The following is a 15,382-nucleotide window of genomic DNA, read 5'->3' as shown; positions in this document are numbered from 1 at the left end:
CTGGCGCCCGAAGTTGGACTCGAACCAACGACCCCCTGATTAACAGTCAAGTGCTCTAACCGGCTGAGCTATTCGGGCGGGGTGCGCATTTTAGCCAGCGTTTGGCGGCCAGCGCAAGCCCTTTTTGCAGGTGCGATGCCCAACCGTTACCAGCACTCCGCATTGGTCTTCTTGTCCGGCGTCTTGCGTCCGGCCTGATCCAGCGTCAGCGTGCCGCACACATCCTTGTCCTGGCCGGTTTCCGGCACCGCCTGCAGCGTGTAGGTGCTGGCCGTGGCCTTACCGTTCAGGGACAGCGTGTAGCGCTTGTTGCCCTGTCGCGGCGACTGGTTGAACGGCAGTGAGAAACCGTCATAGCTGTTCTGCACCGTATGGTAGCGCTCGAGCAGCTGTGCGATCTCGACCAGATCGGCCTTGGCCAGGGCCCGGTTGGTCTTCAGCACATGCCGCTGATAGGACGGCAGGGCCACGGCCGCCAGGACGGCGATCACGGCTACGGTGATCATCAGCTCGATCAGGGTGAAACCGGCTGCAAAGCGGCGGGTTGAGGATGTGTGCATCGGCGCTCTCATGTTCATGGTCATCAGCGGATCTGGCGCCAGGACTGGCGACCGCAGGCACGCTGGCCGTATGCAGTATCCGCGCCCGGAGTGTTCAGCGTCACGATGCACCGGTCAATCGAACCATCGACCGAGCACTTCGGATCGCTGGGGTCGCAGCCCTTGCGCATCGATGTACTGACTTGTGTATCCAGCACAGGAGCCCCCGTCGCGACGTCGCCGCCGCGAGTCAACGCCCCGGCGCCACAATTCGCGCCACACAGCGGATCCCCCCCCACTTCGTCGGTGAGGCCGCCCATCGCGGGCTGGCCGGTGGCCATGTTCAGCCGATAGCGCCAGTTGACGCCACCACCTGTACCGCAGACGGACTGTCCAGGCACATACGTGGTGAACATCACGGTGCCACCCTGCAACGTCGGATATCCAAAGAAGCGCTCACCCTCCACCGTGGTATCCACGATCAGATCAACGTACCAGCCACGCTTTGTTGAATAGTCCACCGCGTTGCTGGATATGTCGCGGAATGCTGCACCATTGGCACTGATCGACTGCCCCACCAGCACGTCGCGGCTGGAGATCGCGTCGCTGAGGTTGTCCCATATTCCGTACAGCGTCTGCACAGGTGAATTGCGGGTAACGGCGTTGTCATCGGCGGTGAAATAACGACCGGTACCGAAGAACAGGCTGACGCCCCCACCCGGCCCCGCAGACGTCTGGATCGCTCCTGTGATCGGTTGCGCCACCGCGCTGCGCATGGCGGTGAACAGTGGTGTACCGCTGAGCGACACATTCCATGCCGTGGGGTCGCCCCCCCGCAGATCGAAGCGCCAAATGTTGCCCTGCATGTCACCACCGTACACGGTATCGGCCAGGCTGCTGCTGTTGTGCAGTGCCACCGCTGTGACGTGGTTGAGGCCATTGGCGATCGCGTACTTGCCCCCGCTCGGATACAGGCGCTTGAGTACCTCACCGCTCTGGATGTCGACCACATACAACACAGGACGGCCCGTACTCGAATTGACGCCGTTACCGAACAGTGCAACAAATCGCGGCGCGCCGTTCGGATCAGTGCCAGCGACAGGCACCACCACCGGCTTGCCGAACGCGAAGCCCATGTCCGATTCGGTCTTGCCGGAAATCTCCCACAGCACGTTGCCGCTGTTGAACGCCGTTGGATTGCTGATATCCAGCGCAAACACCGAGCCGTTACCGACTGCCGTGGCGGACGGGCCGCGCGTGGCACCGCCACCGCCGGTGGTCCCTACCAGTACCGTATGCCACGCCTCGCCGTAGTGGACGTCGGATGCCGTCAGTCCGCCGTCAACGTAGTAGCGATGGCCATAGGCAGGGTTGGCCAGTTCGGCCATGTGCTGCAGCGACGTGGAGGGAATGTAGGCGAACTGTTCAGTGCCGGCCGCGGTTCCGGTGCCGGCATTGAATCCGTGCAGCATGCCGTCGTTGGCCCCGACATAGACCATTGAGGGCGGGCCGCCAGACGCAGTCTTCGATGTCAGATAGGCCTTGTAGCGGGTACCGAGTGTGGTCTTCCAGCCTATCCCGCCCTGCTCCTTCCAGGATGTATAGCCGTAGTCATCCCGGGTGGAAACAATCTCGACGCTGGAATTGACGATGTCGCCGAGCAGTACACTGCGCGGACGGAACCCGCTGACCGGTGAACCACGCAGATAGCTGACGAGATCGGCAACCGTATGCGAACCGAACCAGTTGGGAACGGTATTGAGCCCAAGGTTGCCCAGTTTCTCGGCGCGGTCGCGGCCGGGAATGTTGTCCGCAGTGAAATCTGCCGCTGCTACAGGAATCAACTGATTGGACTTGTTCACAAAAGTCGGCGCAGTCGACACCACGATATTGCGGCCCGAAGCGCTCATCCTGGTCGACGCCCGCCACAGCTCAGGGCCGACTTCGCCATTGGAGAGGGTCTGACGGGCGATGAGATCGCCAGTCCAGTCATTGGATCCCGACGGTACCGTGTAGTGCGCCGAGACGGTGAAGGAACCTGCGTTGACCCGGGCGCCAGTCGCGCTGCCCCCCACCGGCGCCTCGCCCGCGGCAGCACTGTCGAAGATCGACTCCAGCGCAGACTTCAGCTTGGCCGGATTGCGCGCCAGGAAATAGTTGTCCGGCACGCCAGGCACCTTGCTGTCCCATTTCTTGCCAGCCGGCACGCCATACTTGGCGGCGTACCACAGCGGGCTCTCCAACTGATTGGCCTGGCCGCTTCCCAGGCGGTAGCGCAGGACAATGGCACCTGTCCATTCTGCCGGAGGAGCCGAGGTGGTCGTCAGCACCGAACCGTTCTTGTCGCCGGGCCGCAGTACCAGTCGCTGCACGTTGTCGGCCGCGTTCGAACCCACGATCGTGTAGCCGGTGAGCATCGCGTTGCCGGCATAGGCAGAAAGATTCTCAATGCGGACCAGCACCTCATCGCTGCCCACGGTATTGCGTACAGCATTGTTGCTGCACTCCGCACTGCTGGAGCGCCAGCAGATGTTGCGGAAATTCGTATTGTCGCCGTCGTTGCAGGTAGCGCCCACGCAGTAGCTGAGCATGGAGACCACGTCGTTGTCGTGGTCATTGCCCCACAACGAGTCTTCCCATACCAGCGAGAAACTGCCAGCCTTGCCGTCTGCGCGATAAGTTCGTCCATAGACGAAATTCGGCGAGACCGTAGACTGTTTGGTGCCGATACCAACAGAACCGAGGAAGCAACTGCGCCAGCCATTGCTGGTGATTTTTGCCGTACCGGTATTGTTGGCCTGGCACAGTGGGGCCAGGGTGATCTTGCCGTTGCCCACCGGAATCTCGAACTTGGGCAGGCTCTCAGCCATGGCCACGGTATAGGTGGTCGCAGTGAGCTTGTAGGTATCCGGCTTGTTCTGCACGCCCGGACGAAGGTCGGTCTCGGCCGCGGCCTTTGACAAGCCCGCCATCAGGTAGCTGCCTTCCGTGGAAGGCACATCCGGGCAGATGCCACGCACCAGCGACAGGCCAGTAACCTTGGCCGCGCGACAGATGTCCTCATGGGTATTGATCGAGGCATAGCGCTCGGTCAGGCCGACGCGGCCAGCCATGTAACTGCCACCAGTAATGCCTTCAAGATTGCCGATCGCATCCGTTGCCGACGCCGCAGGTGCCAGGCCATTGATCGACCCGATGTTGTCGCTATCGAACGACGGCAGGCCTGAGGACATCACCAGGATGTTGCAGGTGGCGCAGTAGGAGTTGCCGCCATCGTTCGGGGAGCGGTAGGGATCCTTCCAGGCAACCGCATTGGGCAGCCCGCTCAGGTCCCCGGACGCACTGTAGATGCCCTTGGTTTCACCCTTGATGTAGCGCACAGCTTCGGCATACATCTCGGCCAGGGGATTGCCCCAGGCACTGCACTTCTTCGAGGCATTGCCCGGATCGGTCAGATTACCTCTGTCACCGAAGCCCTGTCGGTTGAGGATGCTGTAGTCGTTGCAGTCATTCCAGTTATTGCTCCAGTTCCACTGGTCGATACGGAAGTTGGAGATGGTATTGATGATGCCTTCCGCACCACCGGACAAGCTGTTACAGAACTGACCGTTGGACAGGTTGATTTCGTCGCCGGCCGCACAGAATCCGGTGCCGTTACCTGCGATCTTTCCGATGTTCCGCCGCACCACGCCACCATCGCGCGGATTGACATAGGTACCCGTGACCAGACCGAAGCGAAGACGGCCGCTTTCGCCATACGACTGCAGCAGCCCAGCCGGTTTCAGATAGTCCCTTGTGCCATCGTTGTACTTGCGGCAGAACGCCTCCGGGAAAGCTCCGCTGCCACTGGCGCAGACCTCAACCCGGACGTTGAAGTTGGTGGCAGAGCCAGGTGAATCAGCCTTGCCTTCATCGCTTCGGCCGGTGATGCACTGGCGGCTGGCGGTGGCCGCCCACTCGCCCCAGTTGCCCGACGCAGCGCGCATCAGCGGTGCACCACCGGATTCGATGGTGGCGTTGCAGAAGGACATGGTGGTCTTGTACGGGGTGAAACTGTTGATATCACTGCCGCTGTATACCTTTACCCACGCGTGCAGATCGTTGGGGATCTGCGCGCGCTCCAGCACGGTGCTGGCGGCGCTGTCGGTGATGCGATGGCCGCCGTACAGCACGTAGCGCATCACGTCCAGGCGACTCATCGTTGCCCAGTTCAGGAAATTGCCGGACCAGCTTCCACCGCAGCTGTGCTTCCAGGTGCCGCCGGCCTGTGCACTGGCCTTGAACTGGCCGCTGGCGTAGGAATAGCAGAGGTTGGAATCGAAGTAACCGGAGTAATCGAACTTGTCCTGGTATGTGGTGTCGAGGGTGCCATCCTCATCCAGGTCGCTGTAATCGCTGTAGGCCTTGTTGAACAGCTGCTCGTCGCGCGACATCACCATCATCATCAGCGGCGGCTGGGTCTTCTTGCTGTACAACGGCTCCTGCGCGATGTCGTAGTCGCCAAGCGCAGCGAACAGCGGGTAGACCAACGCCCCCACCCCAGCCAGCACGGCAACGGCAGCGCCCGCGCGCAGCCAGGGAGTCGAGACGATGCGGGAGAAGCGGCGCGAAGTGTTCATGGAATGAAGATCGTATCGATGACAGCGCTGGAAGATGGATTGGCCGGATCGTCACTGGCCAGGACGGTGATCTGGTAGATGTTTTCGGTCTCTTCGTTCTTCCGGCCCCCGAGGCCGGTCCCTCCGCCGCCCATCACGCACTTATCAAGGCGCCGGGTATGGATTGCCGCAGCCGCAGTCTTGCCATCGGCCCAGGTTGCCGGGTCGAATACCGGACTGCATTCTTCCTGGTTGGCCTCGAAAACGCCGCCGCTTTCGATGGCTGTCTTGATGGCCGCCTCCTGGGTACGCACGTCGGCTTCGGCGTTCTGGAAGGCCTGATTGGAACGCAGGTAGTTGGCCGCCATGCGCTCCTGCATACCGGTAACCTGCATGCCGGCGATGCCGATAAGAGCCAGCAGGATCAACATGATCAGGGCGACATACAGCACAGCGCCTCGCTGCTGCCGGCGTGCTGTGAAGGAAGGAAGACGCGGGCGTGTGTACATGCGAGCCTCAGTTGCCAAAGAGGCGGTTGCGAAGGGCGATGGTGGTTTGATAGACAGCGCGCATGCGACCGTCTGCCGGCGCCGTGAACGTCACGCCCAGCGAAGTGAGCGCAGCGTTCTGGTCGGCCTGCGGCGCCGCCGATGGATCCGGACTGGACATCACCATCCCCAGCTGCACGGCGCCGACACGACGCCAACCATTCGCGGCCGGATTGGTAGACCCCTGCACCGTTTCGGCAGTGCCCTGGCGATCAATGAAACCGGTTGGATAAACGTCGGTAAGCCCGCGGTCCTGGCCATACAACAACTGCATGTTTTCTACGCCCTCCACCAGTGCCTCCGGCGCATTGGCCACCAGCGCGCCATTGGGGATGGCGGTGAAGCGCACGCGATACAACGAAGAACGGGCAATGGCGGCGTCATAGCCGATGTAGTACAGCGCGCTTTCTGCACGGTGCAGCATCGCCTGACCGGTGGTGACCGGACGGGTGAAGTTCCCTGCATTGTTCGGCGCATCCCCAAAGGTGACGGTGCCGGCGCCCTTGTCCACCGCGCGCGCCTGGAAGATCGTGACGCTGGCGCAGTCGGCCGCACCATACAGCCCCGGGTTGGAGACACCACTCTGCAGTACCGCAAGGCGCGCTTTGTCAAAACTGAAAATCGGCTTGCCTGGAACGCCGCCAATGGCGGTGATCGGCACACCATCCGGCATCAGGTAACGCAGCACCACGATGTCGCTGCCATTGACTCGGTTGGGCATGGCCGCAGCAAACTCGGCAGGCAGCGCGGGCTTGTAGTCGGTTCCGCCGGTTGCGGGTGTGGCTGTCAGGGTAACCGCCGCTCCCGGCGCGGTTCCGGTAGCTTCAAAGCCCTGGATCGACGTCTGGAAGTCCAGCGCCGGATGCGGAGCCGTTGCGAAGGTACTGAACAGCGAGGCATTGTCCGGTGTATTTCGCCCCTGGTCATTGACACAGCCGAAATGCCCGGCCATGCGAAGTTCGCGTTGCAGGGCATCCATCGCGAAGCGACTGTTTTCCTGCACCCGCGCCAGGCCATCGGACAGCTGGTAGGCCGCCCTCGATGCTGCAAACACCTGCACCACGCCGAGCATGACGATCACACCAATGGCCAGTGCGATCATCAGCTCAACCATGGAAAGACCCGACATGTGTCGGGATGAAGAGCATGAGGCGCGCATCACAAGCCGCTCCTGGCAGTGAACGTGGTGTCACCGGCATCGGCATTCCAGCGCTCATCCCCCCAGCTCACGCTGACCGAGTACTGATCACCGTTCCGGGTTACTTTCCCCGTAGCGCCGTCGCCCAGCGCCTTGCCCAGGCGGCACCTCCAATCCAGGGTGAAGGCGTCTTTGCTGATGTCCTTGCCGGTGGGAGGTAAGCAGTTCTTGCTGGACGTGGTGGCGGTATAGTCGCCGACATAGACCGGCGCCATCTTCCGATTCACCCGCAGCTGGTCCAGCATCTCGTAGGTCAGATTGGTCGCCTGGGTGCGGTAGTTGGCACTCTGGACGAAGCGTACGTTCATGGTCTGCATCAGCGCGAAACCGAGCAGGCCAACGCCAAGCACGAGAATGGCGATCAGCACTTCGATCAGGCTGAAGCCCCCTTGCACGCCGCGCGGGGAACGGGATCGGGACGCACTCACTTGCAATCCTCCTTCAACAGCCGGACCTGTCCGGTCGGCGAAATGCGTAACGTTCGTTGCAGCGGTTGCTTGCCGCAGGTGTCCGGGCGCAGGGTCAGGTCCAGCGACGCATTGGCGCGGTTGCGGCCACGCGGGTCAAAACCCACGGACAGATCCGGCGTCCCGATCGTAGTCAGTCCAGGTCGGCCGGCGCTGTAGCGGAGCACGGTCTCCCCAGCGCTCAGCGCACCATCCCCATTGGTGTCCGCCCAGACCAGCCAGCCGTCAGCCCAGCTTTTGCCATCACATGTACTGCCCGCAGACGACGCACAGACACCCGCACCGCGACGGTTCTTTACCGCCTCGCTACGTGCCAAGGCCAGTGAAGCGATCAGCTCGTTGCTCGCGGTAGCGATGCGATTGGATCGCAGCGTGCTCTGGAAACTGGGAAAAGCGATCGTGGCGAGCACGGCCAGGACCATGATCGTGACCATCAACTCAACCAGCGTAAAGCCGTTTTGCCGGCGCAAAGACATTGGACGCTCCCCAGCGTGTTGATGGCCACGATGGGCCATCGCCCTGCCACCGGCAAGCGGCGGCAGGATGAACGGTCATTCCGGGGCGACGGGCGTCAACGCCTTGACGGCCCGCCCTCCCCTGCCTGTCCCGGCGCGATCCCCATCGCGCCGGCGCAGGCTCAGGCCAGCACCTGGTAGCAGGGCTGGTATTCGCCGGAGATCTTCATCCGGCGCTGTTCGACGAAGGCGCGCAGCAGCGCGTCCAGGGCCTGCATCATGTCCGGGTCACCGTGGATCTGGAACGGCCCGAACTGCTCGATGCGGCGCATGCCGTCTTCCTTCACGTTGCCGGCAACGATGCCCGAGAACGCCCGGCGCAGGTCGGCCGCCAGCGCGTGCGGGGCACGTCCGTGGTGCAGGTCCAGCGCGGCCATTGCCTCGTGGGTCGGCACGAACGGCTGCTGGTACTCCCACGGAATCTCGATCGACCAGTTGAAGAAGAACGAGTCCTTCTGTGCCAGGCGGTGCTCACGCACGCGCTTGATGCCGTTGGCCATCTTCTTTGCCACCGCCACCGGGTCGCCGATGACGATCTCGTAGCGCTCGGCGGCTGCATCGCCCAGGGTCAGGCGGATGAAGCGATCGATCTGCTCGAAGTACGGCGCTGCCACCGTCGGGCCGGTCAGGATCAGCGGGAACGGCAGGTCCTTGTTTTCCTCACGCAGCAGGATGCCGAGCAGGTACAGGATTTCCTCGGCGGTGCCGACGCCACCGGCGAACACGATGATGCCGTGGCCGATGCGGACGAAGGCCTCAAGGCGCTTCTCGATGTCCGGCATGATCACCAGGTGGTTGACGATCGGGTTCGGCGACTCGGCCGCGATGATGCCCGGCTCGGTCAGGCCGATGTAGCGCGTCACGGTGCGGCGCTGCTTGGCGTGGGCAATGGTGGCGCCCTTCATCGGGCCCTTCATCGCGCCCGGGCCGCAGCCGGTGCAGATGTCCAGGCCGCGCAGGCCCAGCTCGTAACCCACCTGCTTGGTGTACAGGTATTCGTCGCGCGAGATCGAGTGGCCGCCCCAGCACACCACCAGGTTCGGGTCGCCCGGGTTGAGGATGCGTGCGTTGCGCAGCAGGCCGAACACCGCGTTGGTGATGCCCTCGGACGACTCCAGCTCGGCCGCGTAGGCCGGGCCCATCTCGATGGCCATGTAGGCCAGGTCACGCACCACGGCGAACAGCAGTTCGGCGACGCCGCGGATGATCTCGCCATCGACGAAGGCCATCGCCGGTGCATTGACCAGGTCGATGCGCACGCCGCGATCCTGCTGCGCCACCTGGATGTCGAAATCGGGATACAGATCGCGCGCCGCGCGCGGATCGTCAGAGGCGCTTCCGCTGGTCAGCACGGCCAGCGCGCAGCGGCGCAGTAGCTCGTGCATACCGCCGGCAGACGCATCGCGCAGGCGGGCCACTTCGGCCCGCGACAGCACATCCAGCCCACCGCGCGGGTAGATCCGCGCATCCTGCACCGGCAGTGCACGGGCTGATTTTTCGTTCGTGGTCATGTCCAATTTTTCGCTTCCTTCAAGGTTTCCGACTGTACTGCCGCCCCCTTAAAAAGCAAAACGGCCGGGAAGCCCGACCGTTGGATGTGTGCTTCCCGCGTTCGCCTTTCCGGGACCGCATCGGCGGCGTTGGCACCGCGCACATTTCTGGATGCTACGCCGATGCCAGGTGACCTGCAAGGACTTTCGCATGAACGGAAAACGGCCGGGTTTCCCCGGCCGTTTTCACTTACTGCTTCAGGCTCTGATGGATCAGAACTTGTACTTCACGGTCAGCTGCATCGACCAGCGCGACACGGCGGTGTTGCCCTTGTCGTTGTTGTTTTCCTGCACCGAGGAATCATCCGCACCGGTGAACGAGTACACGTACTTGCCGGTGGCCGGATCGATACCTGCGAAGTTGCCCACGCGACGGGTGGCGTAGAAGCCGTAGTCGTCGATCAGGCCCCACTTCTTGTTGAGCAGGTTGCCGACATTCATGATGTCCAGCGCGATCTCACCCTTGTGGGTCTTCGCGAAGCCCGGGAACTCCTGGCTGATGCGGACATCGAAGCTGTTGACCCACTTGGCGCGGTGCTGGTTGGCCGGCACCGTGCTGCCACGGTAAGCATCGAGTTCCGGATTCTGCGCCAGCCAGTCGAAGAACTTCTGCTCCATGGTTGCACCACCCACGAAGATCACGTCGCCCGGGCCCTTCGGCACGTAGAACAGGTCGTTGCCGATTGCGCTGTCGCCGTTGGCATCGTTGTAGAACACGTAGCTGTACGGACGGCCCGAACGGCCTTCATAGAACAGACCGACGCGGGTGGCGTTGTCACCGAAGAAGTTGTGCTTCCACTCCAGGGTACCGGTGACACGATCCTTGATCGCATAGCGCGAGTTGTACGCGATGTTCTCGTTGGCGTTCAGGATCTGGGTGTTGTTCCAGTTCGAGGTGTTCTGCGAGCTGGTCAGCGGGCTCACTTCCTTCGACTGGGTGTAGGTGTAACCCAGCGACCAGCCCCAGTTCTCGGTCAGCGGCTTGGCCAGCGAGAAGGTCGCCTGGCTGCCACGGCCCTTGTCGGTATTGCGCAGGAGCAGCACGTCGCCGATGTTGTTCGGGCGGTAGTTGCGGTTCAGCACGCCATTGGTGCCGTTCTCCATGCCCAGGTTGTCGCCGCTGCGGCTGTCGATCTTGCTGTTGGCCTGGTTCAGACCCTTGTCGTTCCAGTAGATCTCACGACCATCCTGTGCCGACACGTAGGTCGGGCCATTGCCCTTGCCATTGGTCAGGTCCAGGCGCTCGAAGTACAGGCCATCCTTGACCTTGGTGAACAGCAGTTCGGCCGACGCCACGATGCCGTACCACGGCAGTTCGTGATCGAAGGCCAGGTTGGCCTTCCATACCGACGGCAGGCGGGTGCCCGGGTTGATGATGTCGACGTTCTGGCGCGCAACGATACGCGACGGGTCCGGAATGAACGGATTGTCGGCATCGACGCTGAAGCCACCCGGATTACCCGGAACGTTGTACTCGACGTAGTTCAGGCCGGTGTTCTGGTAAGCACCTGCCAGCCACACGTTCGGGGCAGCGCCGCCGAACAGGCCCACGCCGCCTCGCAGCTGGGTCGGGCGATCGCTGTCGAAGGTGTAGTTGAAGCCGACACGCGGCTGGATCAGGCTCTTGTCCACCAGCTTGGTGTTGTTGTAACCATACAGCGTCTGGATGTCGGCGTTGTACTTGGTCTGGCTGGTGAAGTCCGGGATGTCCACGCGGACGCCGAACATCAGGCTCAGGTTGTAGTTGACCGCCCAGGTATCCTGGATGAACAGACCGGTGTTCTTCAGATGGAACTTGGCCGGAATGTCATCCAGGCTGCCGCCCGGACGCGGAACGCGCAGCTGGTAGCCGTTCGCGGTGCCCTTCAGGAACGAGGCCAGGTCACGGAAGTCATACGCGCCGTACAGGTTGCGGCCGTAGAAGTTCATCAGGTCGTTGTCGGTGTAATCGAAACCGAACTTGATGGTGTGGTCACCGACGTACCAGGTACCGGCACCGAAGGCGCTCAGTTCCTTCGACTCGACCAGGTTGGTGTGGGTGTTCTGCTCGGTACCCAGGTACAGCGAGTTGTTGCCGAAACGGACGCGCATCTGCGGCAGGTGCGAGGCAGCGACGCGGTTGGACGAGTAGTCCTTGTGCGAGATCTTGAACTCGGTCGAGAAGTTCTCGGACCAGTCGCTGAACAACTCACCCATCCAGGTTTCGTACTGGGTCGGTTGGGTGTACCAGAAATCGCTCAGCGAGAGTGCGCTGCTGCTGACCTGCGGGAAGCGGACGACGTCCTGCTTCATCTTGTTGTAGCGCAGGGCCGCACGGTGGTTCTCGTTGATGTTCCAGTCCAGCTTGACCGCGTACTCTTCGATCTCGGTCTTGTTGTTCAGGTCGCTGACGCTACCCACCGGATGACCCAGTTCCGCCATGCGCTTCTGCACGACCGAGATGTCGGCATCGCTGATGCCCCCCTTCGCCGGATCCTTGTTGTACGGGCTTTCGCTCAGGCTGACACCGCCGCCGCTGCGCTCATACTTCTCGTAGTTGGTGAAGAAGAACAGCTTGTCCTTGACGATCGGGCCGCCGAAGGTCATGCCGTAGGTCTTCTCGTCCTTGAAGCCGTTGAAGTCCGTACGATCACCTTCCAGGCGCGAACGGACCATGTCCTTGTCGCGGTACGAACCGTACACGGTGCCGTGGAACTCATTGGTACCCGACTTGGTCACGGCGTTGATCACCGCACCGGTACCACCAGCGATGGTGGTGTCGTAGTTGGCCAGGTCAATGTTGATTTCCTGGATGGCGTCCATCGACACCGGCTGACGCTCGGTCGGCAGGTTGTTGGAGCCCAGGCCGAACGGATCGGAGGCGCTGATGCCGTCGATGCGGATGGCGTTGTAACGGGTGTTCTGGCCGCCGGCCGAGATCGCACCGTCAGCCTTGCTGACCTGCGAGATGCGCGGATCCAGGCGGATGTAGTCCTGGATGTTGCGGTTGGCCGACGGCAGCGCGTCCATCGTTTCGCGCGTCACGTTGGTGCCGCTGCCCATCTTGGTGGCGCTGAACAGGTCCAGGCCGCCGGCGGTGGCGACAACGTTCACGGCGTCCAGGTTGGTCGCGGCCAGGTCACCGCCCAGATTGGCGTTGACCGTGTTGACCTGGTTCAGGTTCAGGAAGACACCCTCTTCGGTCTTGGTGCCTTCACCGGACTTGGTGATGGTGATGGTGTACGGGCCACCCACGCGCAGGCCGCGCGCGTTGTAGCGACCCGACGCATCAGTGGTGGCACGCGAAACGGTGCCCGACTCGGTGTGGGTGATGGTGACTTCAGCGCCGACCACAGGCTGGCCTGCGGCGGACATCACCTGGCCGCCGACACCGGCAGAGGTGCTCTGGGCGAAGGCGGGAGCGGCGGCGAGCGCAGCCACGAGACCAAGGGTGAGCTTGGACATCCGGAGTGGGTGGGTCATTTTTCGGTAGCCTCGATGCGAGTTGGCGATGGCGGAAAAAAAGCGCATCCAAACAGCCCTGCGGGTGGCTGGTCGGACATTTATCTGGGGTTCCCTACCGCTTGGCTGAAGGAAGCCACAACGGTTAACACTAGATTAACACGCTACGCCATCAATGTGACGGTTGTGCGACAAACGGCACCCGATCGCAACGCAATCGTGACGGGTTCTTCACTCCGCCTTTCCCTAGCACTCACTCGGCCGGGGACGCCCCGCTGGCATCGAGAATCCGGCCGCGCCAGGTGGCGCCAGCACCGGACAACAGGGTCACGGCCGCAGCGGCGGCGGCCTCCGGGCCTTGGGCGGCCGGGTCCTGGTCGACGGAATACGCCCGGGCCCGCAGGGCTGTGCGCAGCGGGCCGGGGTACAGGCCACTGACCCGTACCGGGCTGCGGCCGAGTTCGTCGTGCAGGCTGGCGATCAGGCCACGCAGGCCATGCTGGGCCACACCGTAACCGCCCCAGTAAGCCTGCCCGACCCGGTCGGGGGCATCGACCGCAAACACCAGCGCCGCATCTTCGCGCTGCCGCAGCAGTGGCAGGCAGGCCTGGGCCAGCCAGGCCGGCGCGGTCAAGGTAACGTGCACCGCGCGGGCGAAACTGGCTGGGTCAGCCAGCTCGAACGGGGTCAGGCCCGGGAAGTGGGCGGCACAGACCAGCAGGCCGTCCAGCCGCCCCAGCTCGCGCTGCAGGGCCTGGGCCAGCTCGGCATAGTCGTCGGGGCCTGCGCCTTCCAGGTCCAACGGGTACAGCAGGGGTTCCGGGCCGACCGCCTGGACCTGGGCGTAGACACGGTCCAGGCGCCGCGGCTTGCGGCCCAGCAGGACCACGGTGGCCCCAGCGGCTGCAGCAGCCACTGCCGCAGCACTGCCCAGCCCACCACCGGCACCGGCGACCAGTACCACGCGATCCTGCAACGGGCGGCCATCGAGCGCCCCGTCGGTCGGTGACGTCGATGGCCAGGCACTCATCCCTGGGTCGCCTCTTCGACGATGCGCTTGAGCTCGCCGGCTTCGAACAGCTCCAGCACGATGTCACAGCCGCCGATCAATTCACCGTTGATGAACAGCTGCGGGAAGGTCGGCAGGTTGGAAAAGCGCGGCAGGTTGGCGCGGATCTCGGGCTCTTCCAGCACGTTGACGGTGCGCAGGGTGACCGCGCCGGCCGCCATCAATGCCTGTACGGCGCGGCTGGAGAAGCCGCACATCGGGTATTGCGGGGTGCCCTTCATGAACAGCACGAGCGGGTAACGATCGACCTCGGCCTGGATTTGCTGCATTACCGCCACAACCACACTCCTTGCTTCGCCGGACAAACCGACCGTGATGGTCGGCTAGACTGCCCACGGTAGCCGCCATTGTAAGCGGATGGAACCGGCTGCCGCCGCCCCCTGGCCACGAACCTGTCCATGCCTGTCGAATTGCCTGCCCTGCCCTACCTTCCCGGCTCCCTGCAGCCGCACCTGTCCGCACAGACCGTGGAACTGCATCACGGCCGCCACCATCGCGCCTACGTGGATGCCGTCAACGCCGGCATCCTCGGCACCGAGTGGGAGGAAGCGTCACTGGAAGAGATCGTCCGCCACGCCCAGGGCACGCTGTTCGATGCCGCCGCACAGGCCTGGAACCATGGCTTCTACTGGCAGTGCCTGCGCCCGCGCGGCGGCGGTGAGCCGCAGGGGCGGCTGGGCGAGCTGGTCAAGCGCCAGTTCGGCGACGTGCAGCGCCTGCGCGAGGAATTCAACCGCACCGCACTGGGCCTGTTCGGCTCGGGCTGGGTGTGGCTGGTGCAGCATCCGGGCGGGCAGCTGGGCCTGCAGGCCACCCGAAACGCCGGCACGCCATTGACCGGCGAAAGCACCCCACTGCTGTGCTGCGACGTCTGGGAGCACGCCTACTACACGGACTACCAGAATGATCGCGCGCGCTACCTGGACGCGTTCTGGCAGATGGTCAACTGGGAATTCGCCGAAAGCCAGCTGCGCTGAGGCAGCGGCTCCGCCACGGGGTAGTGCCGGCCGCTGGCCGGCATCCCCATACGCGCACGGACATACCCGATCTGCCCGCCAGCGGCCGGCACTACCGGGAAACAGTACGGAGCTTCACGCGCTCTCGTGCGCGGCCACCGCGTCCATCACCCGTGCCGAGTACACCAGCGCGGCGCCTGCATTGAGCGACACTGCCACGCCCAGCGCCTCGGCGATTTCCTCGCGGCTGGCGCCGTGCTTCAGCGCTGCATCCACATGCACGGTGATGCAGCCGTCGCAGCGGGTGGTCACTGCCACGGCCAGCGCGATCAGCTCGCGGGTCTTGGCATCCAGGTGGTTGGTCTGCGCGCCGGCATTGGCGAGGGTGGCATAGCCCGTGACCGTATCCGGCGAGAGCTTGCCGATCTCGCCGATGCGGCCCTTCAGTTCCTTGCGGTAGGCATTCCAGTCGAGCATGGTCGTGACTCCTGTGAAAGGAGC

At 63.4% G+C, this 15,382-nt stretch carries 12 protein-coding genes and 1 tRNA gene; 1 reads left to right on the top strand and 12 read right to left on the bottom strand.

Annotated features, from left to right (window positions below; translation table 11 throughout):
• Position 1: 1 nt before the first annotated feature.
• The 11 genes from ACZK13_RS07100 to grxD form a co-directional block, all read right to left on the bottom strand.
• A tRNA-Asn gene (locus ACZK13_RS07100) sits at positions 2 to 78 on the bottom strand.
• Positions 79 to 146: 68 nt separating this feature from the next.
• Positions 147 to 560, bottom strand: a complete 414-nt coding sequence (locus ACZK13_RS07095) for a type IV pilin protein (protein WP_125893533.1) — start codon at positions 558 to 560, stop codon at positions 147 to 149.
• Positions 561 to 583: 23 nt separating this feature from the next.
• Entirely contained in the window at positions 584 to 5,014 is a 4,431-nt protein-coding gene (locus ACZK13_RS07090; RefSeq protein WP_478482400.1) for a pilus assembly protein, read from the bottom strand.
• Positions 5,015 to 5,154: 140 nt separating this feature from the next.
• Positions 5,155 to 5,646 (bottom strand): pilus assembly PilX family protein, encoded by a 492-nt coding sequence (locus ACZK13_RS07085; protein ID WP_029380064.1) that lies wholly within the window; start codon positions 5,644 to 5,646, stop codon positions 5,155 to 5,157.
• A 7-nt stretch (positions 5,647 to 5,653) separates the two neighbouring features.
• Positions 5,654 to 6,787 (bottom strand): PilW family protein, encoded by a 1,134-nt coding sequence (locus tag ACZK13_RS07080; RefSeq protein WP_049412604.1) that lies wholly within the window; start codon positions 6,785 to 6,787, stop codon positions 5,654 to 5,656.
• Between the two features lie 56 nt (positions 6,788 to 6,843).
• On the bottom strand, positions 6,844 to 7,311 hold the full coding sequence (gene pilV, locus ACZK13_RS07075) for a type IV pilus modification protein PilV (protein ID WP_253143288.1): 468 nt from the start codon (positions 7,309 to 7,311) through the stop codon (positions 6,844 to 6,846).
• Complete coding sequence (locus tag ACZK13_RS07070) at positions 7,308 to 7,826, bottom strand: GspH/FimT family pseudopilin (protein ID WP_197617145.1); 519 nt, start codon at positions 7,824 to 7,826, stop codon at positions 7,308 to 7,310. Before ACZK13_RS07070 ends, pilV begins: the two co-directional genes overlap by 4 nt.
• Before the next feature lie 161 nt (positions 7,827 to 7,987).
• Positions 7,988 to 9,376, bottom strand: coding sequence for a nucleotide 5'-monophosphate nucleosidase PpnN (gene ppnN / locus ACZK13_RS07065; protein ID WP_010486098.1), 1,389 nt, complete (start codon positions 9,374 to 9,376; stop codon positions 7,988 to 7,990).
• A gap of 252 nt (positions 9,377 to 9,628) precedes the next feature.
• Complete coding sequence (locus ACZK13_RS07060) at positions 9,629 to 12,877, bottom strand: TonB-dependent receptor (RefSeq protein ID WP_478482399.1); 3,249 nt, start codon at positions 12,875 to 12,877, stop codon at positions 9,629 to 9,631.
• Between the two features lie 232 nt (positions 12,878 to 13,109).
• On the bottom strand, positions 13,110 to 13,886 hold the full coding sequence (locus ACZK13_RS07055; protein ID WP_049399918.1) for an SDR family NAD(P)-dependent oxidoreductase: 777 nt from the start codon (positions 13,884 to 13,886) through the stop codon (positions 13,110 to 13,112).
• Positions 13,883 to 14,203: a Grx4 family monothiol glutaredoxin gene (gene grxD / locus ACZK13_RS07050; RefSeq protein ID WP_005408852.1), complete on the bottom strand. Its 321-nt coding sequence runs from the start codon at positions 14,201 to 14,203 to the stop codon at positions 13,883 to 13,885. Before grxD ends, ACZK13_RS07055 begins: the two co-directional genes overlap by 4 nt.
• A gap of 120 nt (positions 14,204 to 14,323) precedes the next feature.
• Between grxD and ACZK13_RS07045 the strand changes: the two genes are divergently transcribed.
• The gene (locus ACZK13_RS07045; protein WP_049423333.1) at positions 14,324 to 14,902 is read left to right on the top strand and encodes a superoxide dismutase; all 579 of its coding nucleotides are present in this window, start codon (positions 14,324 to 14,326) and stop codon (positions 14,900 to 14,902) included.
• Positions 14,903 to 15,016: 114 nt separating this feature from the next.
• Here the strand turns inward: ACZK13_RS07045 and ACZK13_RS07040 are convergent, their stop codons facing one another.
• On the bottom strand, positions 15,017 to 15,358 hold the full coding sequence (locus ACZK13_RS07040) for a carboxymuconolactone decarboxylase family protein (protein WP_478482398.1): 342 nt from the start codon (positions 15,356 to 15,358) through the stop codon (positions 15,017 to 15,019).
• Positions 15,359 to 15,382: the final 24 nt, after the last annotated feature.

It is taken from the genome of Stenotrophomonas sp. 99219_Sma (assembly GCF_056480785.1).
This window is presented reverse-complemented; position numbering and strand designations above follow the sequence as displayed.

Excerpts from the sequence above, each read along its gene's own strand:
- ACZK13_RS07055 (WP_049399918.1), bottom strand. The coding sequence starts at position 13,886 with ATGAGTGCCTGGCCATCGACGTCACCGACCGACGGGGCGCTCGATGGC.
- ppnN (WP_010486098.1), bottom strand. The coding sequence starts at position 9,376 with ATGACCACGAACGAAAAATCAGCCCGTGCACTGCCGGTGCAGGATGCG.
- ACZK13_RS07080 (WP_049412604.1), bottom strand. The coding sequence starts at position 6,787 with ATGATCGCACTGGCCATTGGTGTGATCGTCATGCTCGGCGTGGTGCAG.
- ACZK13_RS07085 (WP_029380064.1), bottom strand. The coding sequence starts at position 5,646 with ATGTACACACGCCCGCGTCTTCCTTCCTTCACAGCACGCCGGCAGCAG.
- ACZK13_RS07040 (WP_478482398.1), bottom strand. The coding sequence starts at position 15,358 with ATGCTCGACTGGAATGCCTACCGCAAGGAACTGAAGGGCCGCATCGGC.
- ACZK13_RS07070 (WP_197617145.1), bottom strand. The coding sequence starts at position 7,826 with ATGTCTTTGCGCCGGCAAAACGGCTTTACGCTGGTTGAGTTGATGGTC.
- ACZK13_RS07095 (WP_125893533.1), bottom strand. The coding sequence starts at position 560 with ATGCACACATCCTCAACCCGCCGCTTTGCAGCCGGTTTCACCCTGATC.
- ACZK13_RS07060 (WP_478482399.1), bottom strand. The coding sequence starts at position 12,877 with ATGACCCACCCACTCCGGATGTCCAAGCTCACCCTTGGTCTCGTGGCT.
- ACZK13_RS07045 (WP_049423333.1), top strand. The coding sequence starts at position 14,324 with ATGCCTGTCGAATTGCCTGCCCTGCCCTACCTTCCCGGCTCCCTGCAG.